The sequence below is a fragment of the Paenibacillus sinopodophylli genome, from assembly GCF_005930355.1.
GTDB classification, from domain to species: Bacteria; Bacillota; Bacilli; order Paenibacillales; family Paenibacillaceae; genus Pristimantibacillus; species Pristimantibacillus sinopodophylli.
On sequence record NZ_VDBO01000005.1, the window covers coordinates 144,471 to 165,471 of the forward strand.

Genomic DNA, 21,001 nt, shown 5'->3' on the forward strand with positions numbered 1-21,001 from the left:
TACTTATTTTCAGAGAAAAGGTATCTTTTATCGAAACTTGAATACACTATTAAAGGATTCGAAATGTTCTATTTATTCCTTTTGTTCTTTGTGGATAGATGGTAAGATGGAGGTGAGGAGGGTGATTATTATGCCTAGTGTACTGAGTTACGTTACACTGCCAGATGCTACTGAACGCACATTTATTAGTAAAGATGCGCGAAAATTAGCTAAAATAAGGCTGCTTCAACGCGCACTTGAGATAGAGGCTACAATCGCTGCACGAGGACTTACTGATACGGATATTAAAGACATTGAGGATGCTATTCAAGCACTCGATGTAGAACCTTTGATTGAAAGAGATGAGGCGGTACATCCAATTCCTGAGTTCTTAACGGTTCGTGATGTGAGTTTGATAACGGGACTTGCACCGCAAGTTGTTCGTAGACATCTTCAAAATAAAAAGTATGAAGGTTTTCAAAATGCTGGAGAAAATACGACATGGCACGTTTACTCAACTCAATTCTTAACTCACCCTAACTGGCAGAAGTTTCTGAAGGAGAAAGACAAAGGGTTCGAAAACTCTAAGCAAGTTGCTAACCTTGCGCTAGAACTCTTGGAACTTGAACCATCAACTGAAGCAAATGACGTTGCTAAGTAAGGAGAGATAGGGATTAGATGTCAGAGCCATTCGTCTTTATGCCGGACACAAATATGTTTCGTGATTTTGTAAACGGCAACGCTAATCAAGCAAATTTAAAACAGGCGGCTCACGATTTCTGGACTAGTACCAGTAGATTAGCCGCCATTAATCAAGCTGAAATTAAAATACCAAAAGAGGTAGAGGTTGAGCTAAAGGTTCAAATGCATACGTTCACCTCGGAACAGCATAAGAACATAATTACACAAATTTTGAATCAAAATGTCATCGTTGATTTTCCTTTACCTATAGATTTAGAACGCGAATTACGCGAGTTTACAAATTACCTCCGGGATAATAATAATTTTAACCAATCCGTTATACGTCATCCTAATTATGGTTTGAACTATCTGCAGGCATCCGATGCACGAATTCTTGTAACCGCTTATAAGTATGATGGCATATTAGTGACTCATAACATAAAAGATTTTCTCATCTACGATTTATTGTTTGAATCCACGGAAGACAAATTGTACGACTATGTGAATAAGCGTTTCGTCAAAGTTCCTACTGATGGAAGAACATTAATTGAGCAAAATATCTGGTTTCAAAAATTGAAGCAAGATTTGATTAACTTGTAAACAAAAAGTTGCCATATGGCGACTTTTATGGTTTAGATGGAGTCATGAATCTGCTTCTCTAATGTCCTTTTATAATGCGACTGCAACTACATTAAGGTAAACCGCGTCATAAGTAAGAGTGAGTTTTCTGGTAGGGTGCTTTATGGCGCAAGCTTGCTTTTATCAAGGAGATTGCTGAAGAGATCTGGCAGTAATTGCGCGGGATTATCATGCAGGTTGGTAAGTGCAATATAGGAAAACAATAAGGAGCTGCTGCGGCAGCTCTTTTTATTTGTTAGCAGGAGTCGTCTTTTGTATAAACGTGTTATATTACGCCTTGCACGCCCTTAGTAGCTTATACTATATTAAAAAGAAATATGATAAGCTAGCTTTCTGTATTTTACGACAAAACCTAAAGGAATTTATATCATGAATGCTACAGTTGAGCTTGTCTTAATGATCGCTTCCTTAATGATGACGGGTATCATTTTATACTTTGTATACGGGTTTAGAAAAGAGCGTGGAATAAGCTATCTCATTGGATTAATTGTGTGCCGGATGATCTACTCAAGTAGTATCATTCTAGAGAAAAGCAGCTTTTTGTTAGTCGAAAAGTTGTTTTTCCGCAATATTCAAAATACGGCGCTTAATTTAATCGTGCCTTTTTTCATCCTGTTTGTTTATCAGCTAATTGGCAGTGACAAGTTATTAAAGCTACGATGGAAGATTATGCTGTTCGCGATATTTGCGCTCTGGTCGCTGCAGTCATGGTTAGATCCCCAGCTTCATATGATATATCGCACAATCGAGCTCGACAACGGGCATTTATTCACAACGAGAACTGTTTATTCCATCATGTTCGGTGTTATTTGTTATTGTATTTTGATTCTGTGCATGTACTCTCTATTTAAATACATAAGGAATATTCGTAATGATTTCCGTACACCTGGGATGTGGGTTTTGTTTCTGAGCTCATTTCCCATCTTTCTTGAGATTATGAAATTGATGAAACATGAGTGGTCGCCTTGGCTGCTTCCGTTGTCAGTTTATTGTGGATTCTCGGGTACATTGATGCTGGTGATTATGCTGCGAATTAAGTTTTTCTCTACGGTGCCGATTGCTAGGAATATTGTGCTCGATACCATTCAGGAAAGTATTGTGATAGCCAATGCTTCGGGTAAGATTATTGATAGTAATAAGCAGGCTTCGAAATGGTTCGAAGAGATGGGTCATACAGCTATTGATAACCGCAATATAGCGGAGCTATTAGAGCCGTGGCCAGAATGGCAGGAGCTGTGTAAGTCTATGCAACAAGGACGCGTAGAAATCGATACTTGGCTGGATGGGAAAAGAAAAATATACAGCGTGAACGTATATCCATTACGAATACTGCGGAAGCAGAAGCAGGGCAGTATATCCCTTATCGTTGATATTACGGAGAAAGAAAATCATCTGGAACAGATTGCAAAGCTCAACCAGTTTAAGGATCAGTTGTTTACGATCGTGTCTCATGATATTCGGAGTCCGCTGGCGCTGCAATTTCAACTCGTAGAATTATTAGAAGAAGACAGAGATCGCTTCGATCCCGATCATCAGGAAATTATTGAGAAGCTAGGTGACCAGATCCGTAATACAATGGGAATGGCAAATAATCTATTAGAGTGGTTCCGCAGCCAGCGGGATGATATGGCGCTTAAGCCTCAACTGCTGGACTTGACTGATGTTGTTGAGGATTGCTGTCATATGCTGCTTATTAGCAGCCATGCTAAACATATAAAGATGCATCACACGGTTGCTTCAGGCACTCAAGTGTATGCTGACCGAGAAGCACTTGGCTTAATAATTCGTAATTTGTTATCCAACGCTATTAAGTTTACAGGACAGGGCGGGGAGGTTCGTGTACAGGCTCAGCTATCAGGGGATATGGTTATTATATCTATACATGATAACGGAGTAGGTATGGAGGAGATGCTGCTTCGTGAGCTATTTGCTGAGAAGCCCCTTAACTCGTCGGCAGGTACCTTGGGAGAGAAGGGGGCAGGACTTGGGCTGCTTGTAAGCCAGCAGTTCATAGAACTAAGCGGCGGGAGATTATGGGCGGAGAGCATTGCAGGACAAGGAAGTGTGTTTCATTTCACTATTAGAGGTGTGGATTTTCCGCAGTTAAAAGAGGACCTTCACGACAATGAATAGAAACAATATTGCACTAAAGGCCTGGATGGTTGAGACGTGGGCAAGCGATCAAGGCTGCTAGAGAATTGCATTTGCTGGATGAATAGATCGACGATAAAGTGAAATTGCAAAAGTCGGTTGGCGCAAACCTGATCCAGCTTTTTTTTGCTTTTCTACTACGTTAGTTGAGTTTTTTTACTTTTTGAGCTATTTATAGGTTCAGCAGTTATTTGTTTGTTTTTATCAATAATTGTATAAAAATGTAGTTTTGTGTGGTAGGGTGTAAGAAGTATTGTTTTGTAATCATATTGAGGGGGAATTAATTCAATGAACTACACTAAAAAATTCGTATCCACTTTATTGATTACAGTTATGTTGTTGCCATCGACTCAAGCGGCGTTTGGTGCATCAGAAACTTCGAAAACGGATATTCAGGGAACATGGGCCGAAAGTCAGGTATCTGATTGGATCGACAAAGGATATGTTACAGGTTATGAAGACGGCAGCTTCAAACCGAATAATACGATATCCAGAGCAGAATTCATCGCCTTAATTAACCGTTCCTATGGTTTTACGGAAACAGCAGATGTTTCCTTCAGCGATGTCGCTTCATCTAGTTGGATATATACCGAGGTTTCCAAAGCTATGAAAGCAGGCTACATTAAGGGTTATGCAGATGGAACATTTGGTGCAACTAAACCAATCAGCAGGCAGGAAGCTGCAGTTATCGTAAATCGCCTTCTAAATCTAACAAATACAGATAGTAAAGAAGCTAACTTTACAGACTCAAGTTCTATAGCCTCTTGGGCTAAGGAAGCCGTTGACGCTGCAGCAGCAAATGGTGTTATACAAGGCTATGCCAATAATACTGACTTCAAACCCCATCAACCTCTTACACGTGCTGAAGCGGTAGTCGTATTATATCGTTCAGTTACTGTGAGAGAAACATTAGGGAGCACACCAACTCCTACGCCAACACCGACAGCAACACCGACAGCAACACCGATAGCAACACCGATAGCAACACCACCAGCAACGTCAACACCAGCTCCGACGGCAACTCCAATAGATACAACAGCACCTACTCTATCGGGTGTAACGGTGGGGTCAATCTCACTTGGGGATGACGTAAATGGGTTAAGCAATGAGAATGGATATTTATATCTTGTTCCTTCAACAACTGTTGCAACCCTCACAGGTCTAAACCAGGCTGTGGATGCATCGATAGGTACAAAGCTATCCGCAGAAGCAGGCGTAAATGCAACCATTAAGACAGTAGGATTAGGCTTAGGTCATTATGTTGTATATGCAGTAGATGCTTCTAACAATATATCTATCGCTTCGGGCGAAATCGTAATTAGTAAGAAGCAGCTGACTGTTGCGAATCCAGCGACGCTGACAGCGGTCAAAATGTATGATGGGACGAATTCGACGTCTGTAACAGCAGGTTCATTAATCGATGTCGTTGGTGATGATTCGGTTACTGTAAACGCAGTAGCTTCTTACAATGACGCAGCAGTAGGAACAGGCAAAACCGTAACGGTGGTTTATACATTAAGCGGTGCAGATGCAGGTAATTATATGGCACCAGTAAACTACACAACAAATACAGCAGCCATTACACCTGCTCAATTAACGATTGAAGACCCAGAATTATCACTTTCAGAATCAGAAGCTGGTGATTCAGTAGTATCAGCAGTTGCAGGTGGATTAGTTGGAATAGTTGCGAATGAAGATGTGACAGTGAGTGTTGAAGTGACTTACGATACATCAGCTATAGTTCATGCTAGACCATTAACTGTAAAATACACAATATCGGGATCTGATCGTGCCAATTACTTGGCGCCTACAGACAATACGAACTACATGGCCTATGTACAATACCACGAAGATACAGGTATGATGATTGATCTGATAAAAACGTCCAAAGTGTATGATGGAACTAAGTCATCAGTCGTATTAGCAGGATCTAGAGTTGGATCGTGTGAATATGTAGGGATATGTCCTGGGGATGACGCGACAGTACTTGGATTAGGTGTTTATAGTGACGAAAACGTTGGCACTAACAAGACGATAGACGTGTCGTACACAGTTGTAGGAGCAGATTCTATTAACTATGGGGCTCCAGCCCCTATTGCAGTAACTACAGGTGTAATTACAGCTCGACAATTATCGATTTCATCACCTACAGTAATAGCCAAGGTGTATGATGGCAATGCAACAGCAATTGTAATACCGGGTACATTAATTAATGTTGTTAGTGGTGATGATGTCACGGTGCATGCGGTAGCCACTTACAATAACGCAGAAGTAGGAACCCATAAACAAATAATAATCGTTTATACGCTCACTGGGGAAGATGCAGGGAATTATCTTGCACCTGCAAGCACTAAATTTGATAATGGTGAAATCATAGCTGGCGTTTAATAGCTAAAAGAAATCACCAACCAATAAGAGACTGTTCAAAAAGGAATCCCTTTTGAGCAGTCTCTTTTACGTTTCGCCGTTGCTATTCCACTTCAATCTGTTTTACGGTTTCGCCTTCAATTAATACAGGCTGGTAGTAGGTGGTGGTGGGCAAGTCTTTTTTGCCTTGTAAGTTTTTAATGACCCAGTCCGCTGCGTCGCGACCCATTTGTTCTTGGGGGTGCGTCAATGTCGTTAGCTTAATATTGGCGTTTTTGGCGATATAGGAATTGTCCTGGCCAATGATGGATAGATCGTCTGGAATGGAAATTCCGAGCTCTCTGCAGACATTAACGACTTCCAAGCCTACCTCATCGTTATAACAGACAAGCGCAGTCAATTCATCACGATTATCGTTCAGATATACCTCTAAGTTAGCGGAAAGATCAGACTTTGTTGAAGTATCGAAAGAAAGCACATGCTCTTGCTGGAACCGAAGCTTAGCTTCTCCCAGTGCTTTAATAAATCCCTTCATACGAAACTTTCCTTGCAAATCATCCATTTTGGCAATGATGCCGATCTGAGTATGTCCTTTGGCAATAAGCTCTCTGGTTGCTAGATAGCTGGACTGTACATCATCCAGACAGAAGAAAGGCACTTCCAATTCTTCATAATAGGCATTGATCATCGTGAATGGAACATCCTGCTCCTTGAAAGACAGATAGTAAGCAATATTGGGGTTGTACACATTGCTTCTAGTAGGTTCTATAATGAGCCCATCCACGCCGTAGGACAGCATCATTTCTAATGCTTTTTTTTCCTGATTGATATCATTATTTGTACTGGCTAGCAGCAAGGAATAGTTATCTTCATTTAATCGGCTCTCAATGCCGCGGATAATAGAGGGGAAGATATAATCCGAGATATAGGTGGTGATGACGCCGATCGTTTTATTCATCGTCTTCGTACCTGTTCTGGATCGATATTGACTGCTGACGTACGTGCCGGAGCCCCTCTCGCTTCGCAGGAATCCCTCGTTCGATAACTCAAGTAATGCCTTCCGAACCGTCTGCCGGCTTACGTTGTAGCTCTCCTGCAAAGCGAGCTCCGAAGGGATCTTCTCGCCTGCTTTGTACGTTCCAGAGAGGATATATGTTTTGAGATCATCAATAATGAGCTGGTACTTTGGCTTCATGTAATCCACTTCTTTCATCATTGTTCAAAAAGTTGTACGTACACATTCTAGCATGAATTGCTTGAATTGCAAACGAAGTAGCCATATTTGTGAATATAACCGTACAAGTTGTATCCTTTTTATGTGTGATCTTTTATTTGAAGAAACAATTGAGGGCATGGTACTAGCTTATGTTAGTATAACTAATCGACTATATTGACAAATGTACGTACAGAAAATATACTAAGTCTGTCAGTAAGAGAAAGCGCCTTCTTTCTATCGGAATGAATCATTAACAGCAACAGGGGATCAATCCGACGGGAAGCGGCTAGTATAGAAATGATAATCGGCTAGGTTAAATTACGAAATGCAGTCGCTATAAGAGCGATGTAATTTCTGTACAAACCATGAATAGAGAGGGGACATACGTGATCATGAGTCATGTCGAATGGAAAGAAGCGATAACCAAGGGTGAAACTTCGCTGGGTATCGAGTTTGGATCTACACGGATTAAAGCGGTATTGATCGATCGTCGTTTCGAGACTATTGCATCGGGAAGCTTCGAGTGGGAAAATCTGTTGAAAGACGGATACTGGACGTACAACCAGGAGGATATTATAACAGGGCTCCAAACCGCCTATCGTGAATTGAAGCAGGAAGTGGAACGTCATTACGGAGTCACTCTCAAGGCCGTCGGTTCAATCGGATTTTCAGCAATGATGCATGGCTATATGGCATTTGATAACACAGGTGAGCTGCTAGTTCCGTTTCGGACTTGGCGTAATGCGACAACCGGCGCGGCAGCAAAGGAACTAACGGAATTATTCCAATTTAATATTCCTGAGCGCTGGAGTATCGCCCACTTATACCAAGCCATTTTAAACAAAGAGGAGCATGTGCCTCGCATTGATTTCGTAACGACGTTGGCCGGCTATATTCAATGGCTGCTAACCGGTAATAAAGTAATCGGCATCGGAGATGCTTCCGGCATCTTCCCTATAGATGAATCCACTCATAATTACCATCCAACGATGGTTAAGCAATTCGACGAATTAATTGCAGCCAAAGGCTATTCGTTGAAGCTTGAGGATATTCTTCCGAAAGTGTCTCTCGCAGGCGAGCAAGCTGGCGAGCTAACGGCAGCGGGTGCCGCTGTTCTTGACCCAGCCGGGGATTTGCAATTCGGTATTCCGCTTTGTCCACCAGAAGGCGATGCCGGCACAGGCATGGTTGCGACGAATAGCGTCAAGAAGCGTACGGGGAATATCTCCGTGGGTACTTCCGTATTTGCGATGATTGTATTGGAGAAAGAATTATCCAAGGTTTATCCAGAGATCGACATGGTAACGACGCCGAACGGCAGTCCGGTTGGTATGGTGCATGCCAACAACTGCTCCAGTGATCTTAACGCATGGATGGGATTGTTCCGTGAATTCTCAGATGCGATGGGTTTCAATGCAGATTCCAGCAAATTGTTCAGCGTGCTGTTGAATAAGGCATTGGAAGCCGACCCGGATGGTGGCGGTTTGCTTAGCTACGGTTATCTCTCGGGCGAGAATATTACGGGAATCGATAAAGGCAGACCGTTGTTCGTTCGTTCTCCTGAAAGCAACTTTAATCTAGCTAATTTCATGCGAACGCACTTATTCTCTGCTTTTGGAGCATTGAAGCTCGGAATGGATATCCTGACCGAAAACGAACAGGTTGCCATTGACAGCATCTTGGCACATGGTGGTCTCTTCAAAACTCCGGTTGTTGGTCAAAAAGCGTTGGCTGCTGCGCTGAACGTACCGATCTCAGTGATGTCGACTGCCGGTGAAGGCGGGGCATGGGGCATGGCGCTACTAGCTTCCTACATGACCAACAAGGATCAAGAAGAGAGTCTCGATGAGTTTCTTGAGCAGAAAGTGTTTAAAGATGCTGAAGGTCAGGAGATTAAACCGGATGCTACAGATGTGAAAGGGTTCGAAGTATTCATCAAACGATATCAAGCAGGGCTTGCCATCGAACAAGCTGCTGTAGACCATCTGCTAGAGAACGGGAGGGACTAACGTTGTTAGAACAATTGAAAGAAGAAGTATATCAGGCGAATCTGGATTTGCCTAAGCACGGACTCGTGAAATTTACTTGGGGCAATGCGAGCGCCATTGATCGGGAAAGCGGCCTGTTCGTGATCAAGCCGAGTGGAGTTAGCTATGAGAAGATGAAACCGAGCGACATGGTCGTTGTGGATCTCGATGGTAAGGTAGTCGAGGGAGAGATGAGACCATCCTCTGATACCGCAACTCACGCCGTATTGTACAAACGCTATTCGCAGATTGGCGGCATCGTGCATACTCACTCGACCTGGGCAACGATCTGGGCGCAAGCGGGACTTGATGTGCCTGTAATGGGAACAACGCATGCAGACACCTTCTATGGTGCGGTACCTTGCGCACGGTTCTTGAACCAAGAAGAGGTTGACCGAGGCTACGAAGCGGAGACGGGTCACGTTATTATTGAAGAGTTCGAGAAACGCGGATTGGATGTCATGGCGATCCCGGCCGTCTTGCTTCAGGGACATGCGCCTTTCACTTGGGGGAAAGACGTGAAGTCGGCGGTTGTGAACAGCGTCGTACTGGAGGAAGTATGCAAAATGAATCTGTATGCGCGTCAGTTAAACCATTTCGCCAAAGAATTGCCACAAGGCATTCTGGATAAGCACTATCTCCGGAAGCATGGGAAAGATGCCTACTACGGGCAGAAGTAATCGCCTTACCTACTATAAAACTTAGAAAAGAGGATGAATAAGATGTCAGTAACAGCAGCTAAACAATTTTGGTTTGTCGTAGGTTCGCAGCATTTGTACGGGGAAGAGGCACTAGCAGAAGTAAAAGCACATGCACAGACGATGACGGATGCTTTGAATAACAGCGGTGTGCTCCCTTATCCGGTTGTGTTGCAGGATCTGGCTGTCAGCGCAGATAAAATTACAAGCATTCTAAAAGAGGTTAACTATCGCGATGAAGTAGCTGGTGTGATCACTTGGATGCACACATTCTCGCCTGCAAAAATGTGGATTCGCGGTACGAAATTGCTGCAGAAGCCTTTGCTTCATTTGGCAACTCAGTTCAACGAAAGCATTCCTTGGGCAACGATCGATATGGACTTCATGAACTTAAACCAAGCGGCTCACGGCGACCGCGAATACGGCTTCATCAATGCCCGCCTGAAGAAACAGAACAAAATCGTCGTAGGCTACTGGGAACGTGCCGAGGTGCAGCAGCAAATTGCGGATTGGATGGACGTAGCAGTTGCATATAACGAGAGCTTCAGCATCAAAGTAGCCCGTTTCGGCGACAACATGCGTAATGTTGGCGTAACGGAAGGGGACAAGGTTGAAGCGCAAATTCAATTCGGTTGGACTGTGGATTACTTCGGTATCGGCGACCTTGTACAATACGTGAATGCTGTTACAGAACAGGAAATCGATGATCTGTTCGCGGAGTATGCGGAGCTCTATCATTTTGACTACGGCACGAATAGCAAAGAGGCTTGGGAAGCGAGCGTTAAAGTTCAAGTGAGTTATGAAATCGCCATTAAACGTTTCTTGGACGAAAAAGGTTATAATGCTTTCACAACGAACTTCGAGGATTTGCATGGCATGAAGCAGCTCCCAGGTCTTGCTGTTCAACGTCTGATGGCGCAAGGCTACGGTTTTGCTGGCGAGGGAGACTGGAAGACAGCAGCGCTTGATCGCTTGCTGAAAGTGATGAGCCGCAATCAAAACACAGGCTTTATGGAAGATTACACTTACGAGATGGCAGCGGGCCAAGAAGCTATCCTGCAATCTCATATGCTTGAGGTAGATCCATCCTTGGCGAGCAACAAGCCTACCATTATTGTTTCTCCGCTTGGTATCGGCGATCGTGAAGACCCTGCGCGTCTCGTATTCGACGGTAAAGCCGGCGATGGCGTCGTTGTATCCATGGCTGACTTCGGCACGCATTATAAATTGCTGATCAACGAGGTTTCTGCATTCGAGCCAACAGTTCCGGCTCCGAATCTTCCAGTGGCTCGTGTCCTCTGGACGGTTAAGCCGAACTTCCAAGATGGAGTAAGAGCATGGATCGAGAATGGCGGCGGCCACCATACTGTTGTTTCCTTGAACCTGACGACTGACCAAATCGTGACTTATGCGAAGCTGGTTAACTTGGAATACGTTGTTATTAAGTAATTCGTTATTAAGGTGAGAAGGCAGCTGAATCGGAGCAATCGTGAGGCGGCCTCCTTAAACCAAATGTAAAAACCGTTTCTTTCGTAAATGGATCATCCCATTACGAAGAAACGGTTTTTTTATAGTACGATATAAGTTCAGCGATCGGAAGAACCATTCACATAGCGGATACTAGCCGAAAAACATGAGTTGAACCTTGTATGCTCATAGGTGATGTCCAATCACTGTTGTGATTGAAGGCTCTTTTTCATAATATGGCTTTGGTAAAAATTAATTTTATAATCCAGCATTTGTTCGGTCGTTGTCAGGCTCTCCAACTGCTGGCGAATGAACGTGCGATGTGTCTCAAGCAATTGAAGTCTGTCCTCACGCGTATGTTCGCCTTCGGCCACAAGCCTGGCGTATTGCTTAATTTGTGCAATGGACATCTTCGTTTCCTTCAGACGGAGAACAAATCGCAGCCACTCCACATCCGCTTCACGATACACTCGCTCGCCTTGAGCATTGCGATCGGGTGCGACGATTCCTTCCGTCTCATAGTAACGAAGCGCATAAGTGCTGATACCGAGTAATTTGGAGAGCTGGCTGATGGCATACATAAGTTTCTGCCTCCTGGATATAATGAAATCGCTTGACTTCTAGTAAACTCTAACCAGTATAATTCATACTGCAACGAAAAAAAAGGAGGCTACACGATGAAGTATACAGTGATCACAGGAGCAAGCTCGGGAATTGGATATGAAACGGCGCTGACATTCGCGGCTCGCGGTAAAAACTTGGTTCTGGCGGCGCGGCGTCAAGCAAACCTGGAGGAGCTGCGTTCTCGGATTGAACATCAATACCCGGATGTGTTGGTCGTCTTGCAAGCTGTAGACTTGTCCGTAGCCGATAACGTCTATGCTTTTTACGAAAGTTTGAAGGAATACGAAGTTGAAACTTGGATTAACAACGCTGGCTTCGGCAACTTTGCAACAGTAGGCGAGCAGAAATTGGACAAAATCCAGCAGCTGCTTCACCTCAACATTGAGGCGCTGACTATTCTATCTACCTTATTTGTAAGGGAGTATGCTTCGAAAGAAGGCACTCAGCTAATTAATATTTCGTCTGGTGGAGGGTACACGGTCATTGCTGACGCTGTTACTTACTGCGCCTCCAAGTTTTATGTGAGTGCATTCACAGAGGGACTTGCGCTTGAATTGAAGGCTAAAGGATTGCCGATGCAGGCGAAGGTGCTTGCACCAGCCGCGACAGAGACGGAATTCGTCTTGCGTTCACGGGATGTCGATCAGTTTGAATATAAGGGTGCCGTGCCCAAATACCATACAGCGAAAGAGATGGCAGGTTTCTTGCTGGAGCTTTACGATAGTGAGAAGATTGTCGGAATTGTTGACGGACTGACGTATGAGTTTCATCTGAAGGACCCGATTTTTCAACATGCGACGATGGCTAGGCGTTAAGGAAAGACACTGCTGTTTCCTTCCATGAGCCATAACATCAGGTTGGTGAAAATGATGGATATTATTTCAGATAAACCTCTAGCTCACTACTTATGCTATAATTTGGGTATTGGGATAGGGGGATGAATCATGGAGGTTCGATTAGAAGGTATTACTGTGCTAGCTAACGATGTATCTGCATTAGCAGCATTCTATCGAGATGTCATCGGATTTAAAGTAGTCATCGAAGAGGGGCATTATGTGGAATTCGACAATAAGGGAGTTCGCATCGCGATATGCGCCAGACCGTTAATGGCTGACAATACGAATATGCATCATTCCTTTATCGAAGAACGCAAAGGTCAGTCTTTCGAGCTGAACTTTGAATGTCAATCTCCTAAGGCTGTTTATGATCTATATGAACAGTTCGTATCGAAAGGCGCCATTGCTATTACTGAGCCAAAGAGCGTGTCTTGGGGTCATACAGTTGGATTTTTCGCAGATCCAGAAGGCAATATCCATTCTCTCTTCGCGGTCAATACAGCGGAATAAGCAGAGATTTAACACAGCATGAGTTTATCTCCAATTATATGTTTTTAATAGGTGCACCTAATCGTTCTTTACTGGACGATTGGGTGCTTTTTTACGTCATTCTACTATTGCATTTGGTTAGTTGAGCGTGCATAGCTGGTCCCACAGTACTTTATTTTATATGGCGGCAAAGAAACGGTTCGTTTATACTTATTATATAAAATATGGAATTTAAAGCGGTTAAGTTACAGCGTATCCAGTTAAGGGGGATTACAGAATGAATGCGATGATTGGTGAGAAAATTGGTGAGGGTGGCTGCTCCGAGGTTTTCGAGTGGGGTACTGCTAGTAAAATTATTAAATTAGCTAGGGCGAATACAGATATGGATGCGATGAGAAGAGAATACCACAATAATCACATGGCTTGGGATAATGGATTGCCAGTACCTCAACCATTCGAGTTTGTAGAGATTGATGGTCGCCCGGGCATTGTTTTTGAACGTATCATTGGTGACACGCTAATGAAACGGTTTGTAAAGCATGCTCTAGAAAGAGCAGTATCTAAAGAAGTTCATATCGAAGAGGACAGCCAAAACGACATTAGAATGACTGCCCGAATACTGAATGAAATTCATTCCAAATCGAATGTGAATGTACCGTCGCAGAGAGAAACGATAAAAAACGCGATCGGCTGGGTAAATTATTTGTCGCCTGAGGAGAAAGAAACGATCTTTAAGCTAATAGACAGCCTCCCAATGAAACAACAACTATGTCATGGCGACCCTAACCTGGGAAATATTATGATTAAAGATGGTCATGCTATCATGATTGACTGGATGAATGCGACCATAGGCAATCCAGAAGCAGATCTGGCTGAATATATTATAATGATTCGCTATGCCATTTTGCCGTCCTATTTGCCTGATGAAGCAGTGGCATACATTGATTCAATCAGAGAGACTATTATTAAAGTATTTGTTGAAGAATATACACGTTTAACAGGAGTCACTTACGAAGAGATTGACGCGTGGATTGCTCCCGTTGCAGCGCGTAAACTATCGGCGGATGGGATTAGTGAGGCTGAAAAAAGTATTCTTATCAATGAAATTAGAGCTAGACTAAGCAAGCTTTCATAATATCATTCATTCGGCAAGCGATTACAATAGAGGATATGGATGTTGCGGATCCATATCCTCTATTGAACAATATGATTAAGCTCACGATGGGAATGAACTTCCGAATCAAATGCTCTCGAGCTGTCTATCCACGTCAGCAACGATAGTTCGATTTCTTCCTGTTTCCTTGGCTATATACAGCGCTTGGTCAGCCAATTGGAACAAGGCTTCAGTATGCTCTGAGTGGGTCGGATAATGAGCGATCCCCACGGAAACCGTGATTTGTTCCCCGGCTATAAGTACACTCGAGTCTAACGCTAGACGAATGTTCTCGGCTGTTTGGTAAGCGTCTTCCAGTGTAGTTAAGGCAAGGAGCATAACAAACTCTTCTCCCCCGTAACGGCAGCATACATCCCCAGGTTTTGCATATAACGTGATTATTTGTGAAAGCTGTTTGAGTACTTCGTCCCCCGCCTGATGACCGTAGGTATCGTTTATTTTTTTGAACCGATCAATATCCATGACCATAATCGAATAGGCAACTGCCTCGCTTGTCCATTTATTCATTACCGATTCAAGTGTTCTACGGTTTGTTAATCCGGTTAAAGGGTCGGTCATGGCATCCCGGGTTAATTGTTCAGTCTGCTTCTTAATGTCGGTAAAGGCGGCCGTAATCGCTTTGGTCAGCAGATCGGCTTCCCTGTTCCAATGATTCTTCATCTCAGGAAGTTGGACTTCTTCTTTTCCTATTCTGCTGACGAGATCGGCAAGAGATACGAACGGACGGGCCAATTTGCGTGCGAGCCATATTGCGGCAAGCAATAACAGAATAAACGGCAGCAGCATTTTCAAGAGCAGCAGTTGGATGTGATGCTCTAATTGCTCTTGGATCGTATTAACGGATGAGGTAACGACGACTCCCCAGCCATTCTCCGGAACATAGGAATACCCAGCTAGAAGAGGAATGCCAGTCAAGCTAACAAACCGCTCCTGTCCACTCTTGCCCTGCATCAGCTTCTGAACGACTGTATTAGCACTTATATCTTCGCCTAGACGGGATTTGTCCGGATGATACAAGAGATGCCCGTCCGATCCGACGATGTAAAAGGAGGAGCCGGCAGCATCTATATTATTGCTCCCGAATATCATATTCATAATATTAGGCTCCTGCAAATAAATACTGCCCCCGATAACTCCCCGATACGTACCGTTTTTATCATAGATAGGCTCGCTCATAAATACAATGAGGCGATTGCTTCTGGCGCTTGTGTAGGCTTGGGACAAATAGGGCTTTTTGACCGCTACTGCTTCCAAGGCTGTTTCCGTAGAGATTCGAGTGCCAACCATGTTATCGGCATAGGGGGAGCGGCTGCGTATGAGTCCGGTCTCATCGATTAAGAAGACCGAGTTAAAGTAATTGCTGCTAAGACGCATTAATTCAAGGGTTTCGAACAGTTCTTCCTCATCTGTTGCGGGGCTGTTCTTCAGCATACTCGCTGTATATTGAAGTCCGCTTCTCATTGATTTGAACAAAGAATCCATCGTTTGACTCATCTTTGCTGCGTTATTGAAATTCAGGTTAAGTGTCGTGTCATATAAGGCTTGCTTCTTGGATTGGTAGGATGCAATGAGCAGAATCGTCAGCGTAAGTAAGACAGAGAGGATGACTAATCCAGAAAATAAGGTGGCTAGGCCAACTTTCTTCTTATTGGTTTGAAGCTCTTGCTGTGAAGGCATCGTAGGACTCCTCATGAGTGAAATAGGCTCTGGTTAAAATTCGACGAGGTTCTACATATTCCTTTTAAGTGAATGGAAAAATTTTTCATATTAATGTCGAATAGATTGTAAATGAACGATACAACAAGAAATACATTGTAGATGAGAACGATTATCTTTAAAATAGGCGATAGTGCATCTGCGAGCGTGTCTTGTTGATGTGTAGAGGTATTCTGGAAGGTGAAGCAATGTACGTAGACGAGCATGTTAAACTTTGGAATCTGGCTTCAATTAAAATATGGGATGTACGGCATAGAGTACTGCATGCTGGTGAACAAGTAAAGGGTTATCGATTGCCAGCGAGCGGATTTTTATATACAACAAGAGGAAGTGCGACAGTTACGCTGGACGGAGAGGCGCATGCCGCTCAGAAGATGCAAGTTTTGCATGGAGGCAAGGGAGTATGTTTAGATATTACGCTCTCGGAAGAGTATTTTGAATATTATTTAATATTTTATCGGGCAAGCCTGCCTGTGTCTGGCAGCCGTGAGCTTCAATCCCTGCTTGGACAGCATATGCCTTTCCATATTCAATATGCATTCATACCAAGCTATCCTGTCGTCTTATACGACAAGGTCCAAAAAATTGATCAGTATTGGGGTCAAACGGATGCACTAGCGAAATTTCAGGTTAAAACGCTATTCTATCAGTTTATTAATGAATTGATGAGGCAGCTGAATACGCAAGATATTCAGACCATTCAGCCTAATCTCGTTGCTCAAGCCGTTCGTTATCTTCATGAACACTATGCTTTGCCGATTATGGTCGATCCACTCGCAGAGCTTCTGGACTGCAGCGCGGGACATTTGTCTAGAATGTTCAAGAAAGAGACGGGCAGCAGCCTAATCGCCTATTTAACGGGGATTCGAATGAGTAAAGCGAAGGAGCTGCTGCTGCATACGGATGCGTCTCTGCAGGCAATTGCCGAGGGGATCGGTATTCCCGATGTCATTTATTTCAATCGCCTATTCAAAAAGCACGTAGGTGTGTCACCGGGTCGTTTCAGGGAAAGTATCATTAGCCTGCCGACCAGTCAGGATAATACTAAGGGCAAGTCAGAATTGTCCATTGTCAGGCGTAAACTTCGAGGTTATATTCGTATTAATGATGATAATCATTATCAATATAAACAAAAAGGAGATTTACGCATACCTATGAAATCGAAACAATCCGTCACCATGCTTTTATTGCTTAGTCTTACACTCCTATTGTCCGCTTGTTCATCCTCACAGAATTCTACGACAGCAAACGGGAATGGACAGAACAATACAGCACAACCAACTGCCTCTGTACAACCAAGCGAGCATCCAGCAGCGCAGGAACGTGTCATTAAACATGCATGGGGAGAAACCGTTATTAAAGGTGAGCCTCAGCACATTATTTCCTTGTTCCCAGCTGCTACTGATTATTTACTTGCACTTGGCATTGTGCCGCAGGCGGCGTCGAGTAATGGAGAGGACAGCGATGAATTTCCTACGTACCTATCTGATCGTTTGCAGGGCAAAGAAAATTTGGGCTGGCAGGTTGAGCCCAATTTCGAAAGTATATTAGCAGCAGAGCCAGACCTTATTGTAGGTCAGGATTTCATGGGTGACGCTTTCGACAATTTAAGTAAAATTGCGCCTACCTTGTTTGCGGAGAAAGTGAAGGATGAGCAGGGCGTCATTCGAATGAAAACGAGCTTGCTTAAACTTGGCGAAATGCTGGAGCGGACGGAAGAAGCCAAGCAGGTTATCACAGACTATGAGAAGCTAGCGGCAGAAGGTCGTGAGAAGATTAAGCAAGCGATCGGTGACGAGTCGGTTATGTTCCTACGCTTATCCGACAAAGAAGTGCGGTACTATAGCAAACGGAACTATGAGGTTCTTTATGATGATCTAGCTCTTCAGCCTCCTGCTTCTATGCCTGACCCAACTGAGTCGATGCAGGTTATCTCGTTAGAAACATTGCCGTCCATTAATCCTGACCATATTATCCTTCTAGCATCAGATGGGGCAGAGGTAAGTGAGATTGAGAAAACAGCAGTGTGGAAAAGCCTGAAAGCTGTTAAGAACAACCATGTGTATATGGCTGACTACGGTTTATGGTTCCAAGGCCCAGGCGGCCCAATCGGCCAAAGCAAAATTATCGAAGAAACGGTGAATTGGCTCACCCGCTAAGGGGATGCGAGGGGGAGGAGCAGCCGATATGGAATCATCAGCAATAGAGAAGCTTATTCGTGAAAGAAGAACCATTCGTCAGTTTAATGAAAAGACGCTTCCGAAAGAAACAATCATGGACTTGTTGGAAGCAGCCGTATGGGCACCTGTACATTCACGCAAAGAGCCGTGGCGATTCATTTTATTTATGGAAGAGGGAAGGAAGCAATTCTCTGATGCGGTGTTGTATACGTTCTCTCAGGAAGAACGTGAGCGCTGGGAACAGAAGCTTCAGGAAGATTATTGCCAGCGAATGCAGGCCCATCTGTTGGTCGTTATAGAGGCTGATCCAAGGCAAAGAGTATGGGAAGATGCTGTAGGGGCAGGCGCAGCGCTTATTCAGAACATACAGCTGCTGGCATGGGAGCAGGGAATCGGCGTAGTATGGAAAACAAATGAATACAATTTCGACCCTGATTTCTGCAGACTTACAGGTGTGAAGCCGGGCGAGAGAATTATCGGCACGCTTCATCTAGGCTATTTCGATCAGAATAAGATCCCGAAGCCCAGGCCGCGTACCCCGGCAAGGGAGCGATTAACCTTCATCTGTGATGCAATGGGAGAGAAGCAGCAGTAATTGCAAATAAGTAAAAGACCGGTATTCTCTTGTTGAGAAACCGGTCTTTCTTCTGTGTACAAGCAGCTTACAGTCCAACCAGCCAATCAGCTAATTCTTCCGTTTGGCTTAGAATGGCAATGGGGTCCCAATACCAGGAGCGTTTGGATTCCCATAGAAATACGCGATCATTTTTAACCGCATCCAGCGAATTCCAAATCGGATCGTTTTTCAAATCCTCCAATGAATGAGAATCAGAAGTTAGCACGATATAATCGCCCGCATAGGTAGGCAGTGTTTCACTGGATAGAGAGGCCCAGCCTGGATCATTGAGCTCTGGACCTACAACAGCAGGCGGCTTGAAGCCAAAGCTCTTGTAGACTGGTTGTCCGCCTTTACCATAGTTTGCACCGACTGCCGATATATTTTTGTCCATAAGCTCTAGAACGGAGAAGGTACTGTCCGCAGGAATAACCTGTAACACTTTTTCTTTGGCTTCAGCAATACGTCGATCATAATCGGCTAGCCAGTCTTCCGCTTCTTGCTCTCTGCCCAGCAATTTACCGAAATAAGTGATTTCCTCGTGAACGGTTTTCAGCGATGCAAAAGGAATAACAACCGTAGGAGCTATTTTGGGAAGCTGCTCATTCATTTCGGCATAGGTATCATCCATAATAATAAGGTCGGGCTGCATATCCAATATTTTCTCAATATTTCCATTTCCCTCACCAATATCCTCAACACCTTTCAGAGCATCTCCGAAATAAGGATTCTGAATATGATGATTGGATGTACCAACAGGAGTAACGCCTAGCGCAATCAGACTGCCCAAGTATTCCCCTGCTACGATCCGCTGTGGATGGGTCGGCACTTCGATTTCCCCTGCAACGGTCGTCACGAGCTTCGTTTTCGGCTGCTCAGTGGCCGCTGGTGCTTCTGTAGCTTCTGTAGCTGGACGCTCTGTCGCCTCAGGTACGCTACTTGCTCCGCACGCGCTTAGCACCAGCATGAAGCTGAATAGCAGCACGGCCGCCAGCGGCTGCTTGAATGTTGTAAACATAGCTTGATCTCCCTCATTTTCATGTTGATAATGATTATCACTGACAACAGTATAGCTGAGCGGACCTGGTGAGACAATGGAGGATCTCATGCTAGGGGAAGGACAATCTTCTGCCCTGCGCTTCGCGGAGTGTTTCGCCCTAAAGTGTGTTGGCGAATATCCCTTGTGTTTTTTGAAGAGTCTGCCCAAATAATAAGGGTCTTGATAGCCTACACCGATTGCAATTTCTTTCAGAGTGGCATCTGTCTCAAGGAGCAGGGCAGCTGCTTTATCCACGCGTACTTTAATTAAATAATCAATAGGGGAGAGACCGGTTCGGCTCTTGAAATAAGAGGAGAGATGGGGGACGCTATAGTTCAAGCTATCGGATAAAGATTCCAAAGTGAGTGCTTCGGCATAACGGTCATGGATAATGGAGATGATCTGCGCAGCTAGATCTCGTTTCTCCTCGCGCATTCCTTGCGTATGTATCTGATTCAGCAGCTCATGGATAAATTGCTGGAACAAAGCACTTACGCGAAGCAGCGTAAGCGTACCTGCCTTCTGCCATTCGTTGTGCATATCGGACAAGCAGCGCAGCAACGCTACAGGCACTGCGGGGACAAAACTATACGTCATTTGGAAAGGACGCAGGCTCTCTGAAAGTCGAATCAATTCCGGACGAGCGGGCGAGGCAAGGCTTGCTTTATAGTAAAGGATATAATATTCGAACCCGTCTGCTCCAGCATGTATATTCAGCAGCACCCCTTTGCCTGCATGAAATAAGTTAACGCGGGCTACAGTATAGGCTGTACCACCTAGACTGAACTCCGCCGTTCCGCGTACAGACATGAGAAATACACTAGCAGGAATGGTATAGGGACTCGCGGATTGTCCAGCTTTCAGGATGATGCGGCGTATATCTGCAAGTCTGCAATGGGCATGGCTCCACAGCATAATATGATCGTTAATGTCCATCCTCATGCAACCTGCCTTCTATTTACGTAGTCATATTAATAAACAATGGCCTCTTCTATTATAAATGATATGTAATCTCGTAAACAGTCATGTTTCAGTAGGTTGATGCTGGTACAAAGCGTATCGTGAAATCGAAGGCTGCCAACATATAGAAACAGGCACGGCG

The 21,001-nt window shown here is 44.2% G+C and carries 16 protein-coding genes; 12 read left to right on the forward strand and 4 right to left on the reverse strand.

Annotated elements, in window-relative coordinates; all coding sequences use genetic code 11:
- The first annotated feature begins 130 nt into the window (after positions 1-130).
- The 4 genes from FGT79_RS19680 to FGT79_RS19695 all read left to right on the forward strand — a co-directional run bounded on the left by FGT79_RS19680 (position 131) and on the right by FGT79_RS19695 (position 5,838).
- A complete protein-coding gene (locus tag FGT79_RS19680) occupies positions 131-640 on the forward strand; it encodes a hypothetical protein (protein WP_138754539.1) in 510 nt (169 codons plus the stop codon).
- 17 nt (positions 641-657) lie between these two features.
- Positions 658-1,260, forward strand: a complete 603-nt coding sequence (locus tag FGT79_RS19685) for a PIN domain-containing protein (RefSeq protein WP_138754540.1) — start codon at positions 658-660, stop codon at positions 1,258-1,260.
- 408 nt (positions 1,261-1,668) lie between these two features.
- The gene (locus tag FGT79_RS19690; RefSeq protein WP_138754541.1) at positions 1,669-3,432 is read left to right on the forward strand and encodes a sensor histidine kinase; all 1,764 of its coding nucleotides are present in this window, start codon (positions 1,669-1,671) and stop codon (positions 3,430-3,432) included.
- A gap of 306 nt (positions 3,433-3,738) precedes the next feature.
- On the forward strand, positions 3,739-5,838 hold the full coding sequence (locus FGT79_RS19695) for a YDG domain-containing protein (protein WP_138754542.1): 2,100 nt from the start codon (positions 3,739-3,741) through the stop codon (positions 5,836-5,838).
- An 82-nt stretch (positions 5,839-5,920) separates the two neighbouring features.
- Here the strand turns inward: FGT79_RS19695 and FGT79_RS19700 are convergent, their stop codons facing one another.
- Complete coding sequence (locus FGT79_RS19700; protein ID WP_138754543.1) at positions 5,921-7,012, reverse strand: GntR family transcriptional regulator; 1,092 nt, start codon at positions 7,010-7,012, stop codon at positions 5,921-5,923.
- A gap of 413 nt (positions 7,013-7,425) precedes the next feature.
- Between FGT79_RS19700 and FGT79_RS19705 the strand changes: the two genes are divergently transcribed.
- Genes FGT79_RS19705 through araA form a run of 3 tightly spaced genes read left to right on the forward strand, consistent with a single transcriptional unit; the run spans position 7,426 to position 11,207 of the window.
- Positions 7,426-9,042 carry a xylulokinase gene (locus FGT79_RS19705; protein ID WP_138754544.1) on the forward strand — a complete coding sequence of 539 codons (1,617 nt, stop codon included), beginning with the start codon at positions 7,426-7,428 and terminating at the stop codon, positions 9,040-9,042.
- Between the two features lie 2 nt (positions 9,043-9,044).
- The gene (locus FGT79_RS19710; RefSeq protein WP_138754545.1) at positions 9,045-9,740 is read left to right on the forward strand and encodes an L-ribulose-5-phosphate 4-epimerase; all 696 of its coding nucleotides are present in this window, start codon (positions 9,045-9,047) and stop codon (positions 9,738-9,740) included.
- A gap of 42 nt (positions 9,741-9,782) precedes the next feature.
- Positions 9,783-11,207, forward strand: coding sequence for an L-arabinose isomerase (gene araA / locus FGT79_RS19715; RefSeq protein ID WP_138754546.1), 1,425 nt, complete (start codon positions 9,783-9,785; stop codon positions 11,205-11,207).
- Between the two features lie 221 nt (positions 11,208-11,428).
- Here the strand turns inward: araA and FGT79_RS19720 are convergent, their stop codons facing one another.
- The gene (locus FGT79_RS19720) at positions 11,429-11,806 is read right to left on the reverse strand and encodes a MerR family transcriptional regulator (protein WP_138754547.1); all 378 of its coding nucleotides are present in this window, start codon (positions 11,804-11,806) and stop codon (positions 11,429-11,431) included.
- Positions 11,807-11,902: 96 nt separating this feature from the next.
- Between FGT79_RS19720 and FGT79_RS19725 the strand changes: the two genes are divergently transcribed.
- The 3 genes from FGT79_RS19725 (at position 11,903) to FGT79_RS19735 (ending at position 14,309) form a co-directional block, all read left to right on the forward strand.
- On the forward strand, positions 11,903-12,664 hold the full coding sequence (locus FGT79_RS19725; RefSeq protein WP_138754548.1) for an SDR family NAD(P)-dependent oxidoreductase: 762 nt from the start codon (positions 11,903-11,905) through the stop codon (positions 12,662-12,664).
- Positions 12,665-12,793: 129 nt separating this feature from the next.
- Positions 12,794-13,195 carry a VOC family protein gene (locus tag FGT79_RS19730; protein WP_171056337.1) on the forward strand — a complete coding sequence of 134 codons (402 nt, stop codon included), beginning with the start codon at positions 12,794-12,796 and terminating at the stop codon, positions 13,193-13,195.
- A gap of 256 nt (positions 13,196-13,451) precedes the next feature.
- Positions 13,452-14,309: an aminoglycoside phosphotransferase family protein gene (locus FGT79_RS19735; protein WP_138754550.1), complete on the forward strand. Its 858-nt coding sequence runs from the start codon at positions 13,452-13,454 to the stop codon at positions 14,307-14,309.
- Between the two features lie 105 nt (positions 14,310-14,414).
- On the opposite strand, the gene FGT79_RS19740 is transcribed toward FGT79_RS19735, so the two are convergent.
- A complete protein-coding gene (locus tag FGT79_RS19740; RefSeq protein WP_138754551.1) occupies positions 14,415-16,025 on the reverse strand; it encodes a sensor domain-containing diguanylate cyclase in 1,611 nt (536 codons plus the stop codon).
- Between the two features lie 227 nt (positions 16,026-16,252).
- Here FGT79_RS19740 and FGT79_RS19745 point away from each other — a divergent pair, with 227 nt between their 5' ends.
- Positions 16,253-18,223: an ABC transporter substrate-binding protein gene (locus FGT79_RS19745; protein WP_138754552.1), complete on the forward strand. Its 1,971-nt coding sequence runs from the start codon at positions 16,253-16,255 to the stop codon at positions 18,221-18,223.
- A gap of 28 nt (positions 18,224-18,251) precedes the next feature.
- Entirely contained in the window at positions 18,252-18,839 is a 588-nt protein-coding gene (locus FGT79_RS19750; protein ID WP_138754553.1) for a nitroreductase family protein, read from the forward strand.
- A gap of 67 nt (positions 18,840-18,906) precedes the next feature.
- On the opposite strand, the gene FGT79_RS19755 is transcribed toward FGT79_RS19750, so the two are convergent.
- Positions 18,907-20,841: an AraC family transcriptional regulator gene (locus FGT79_RS19755; protein WP_246096506.1), complete on the reverse strand. Its 1,935-nt coding sequence runs from the start codon at positions 20,839-20,841 to the stop codon at positions 18,907-18,909.
- Between the last annotated feature and the right edge of the window lie 160 nt (positions 20,842-21,001).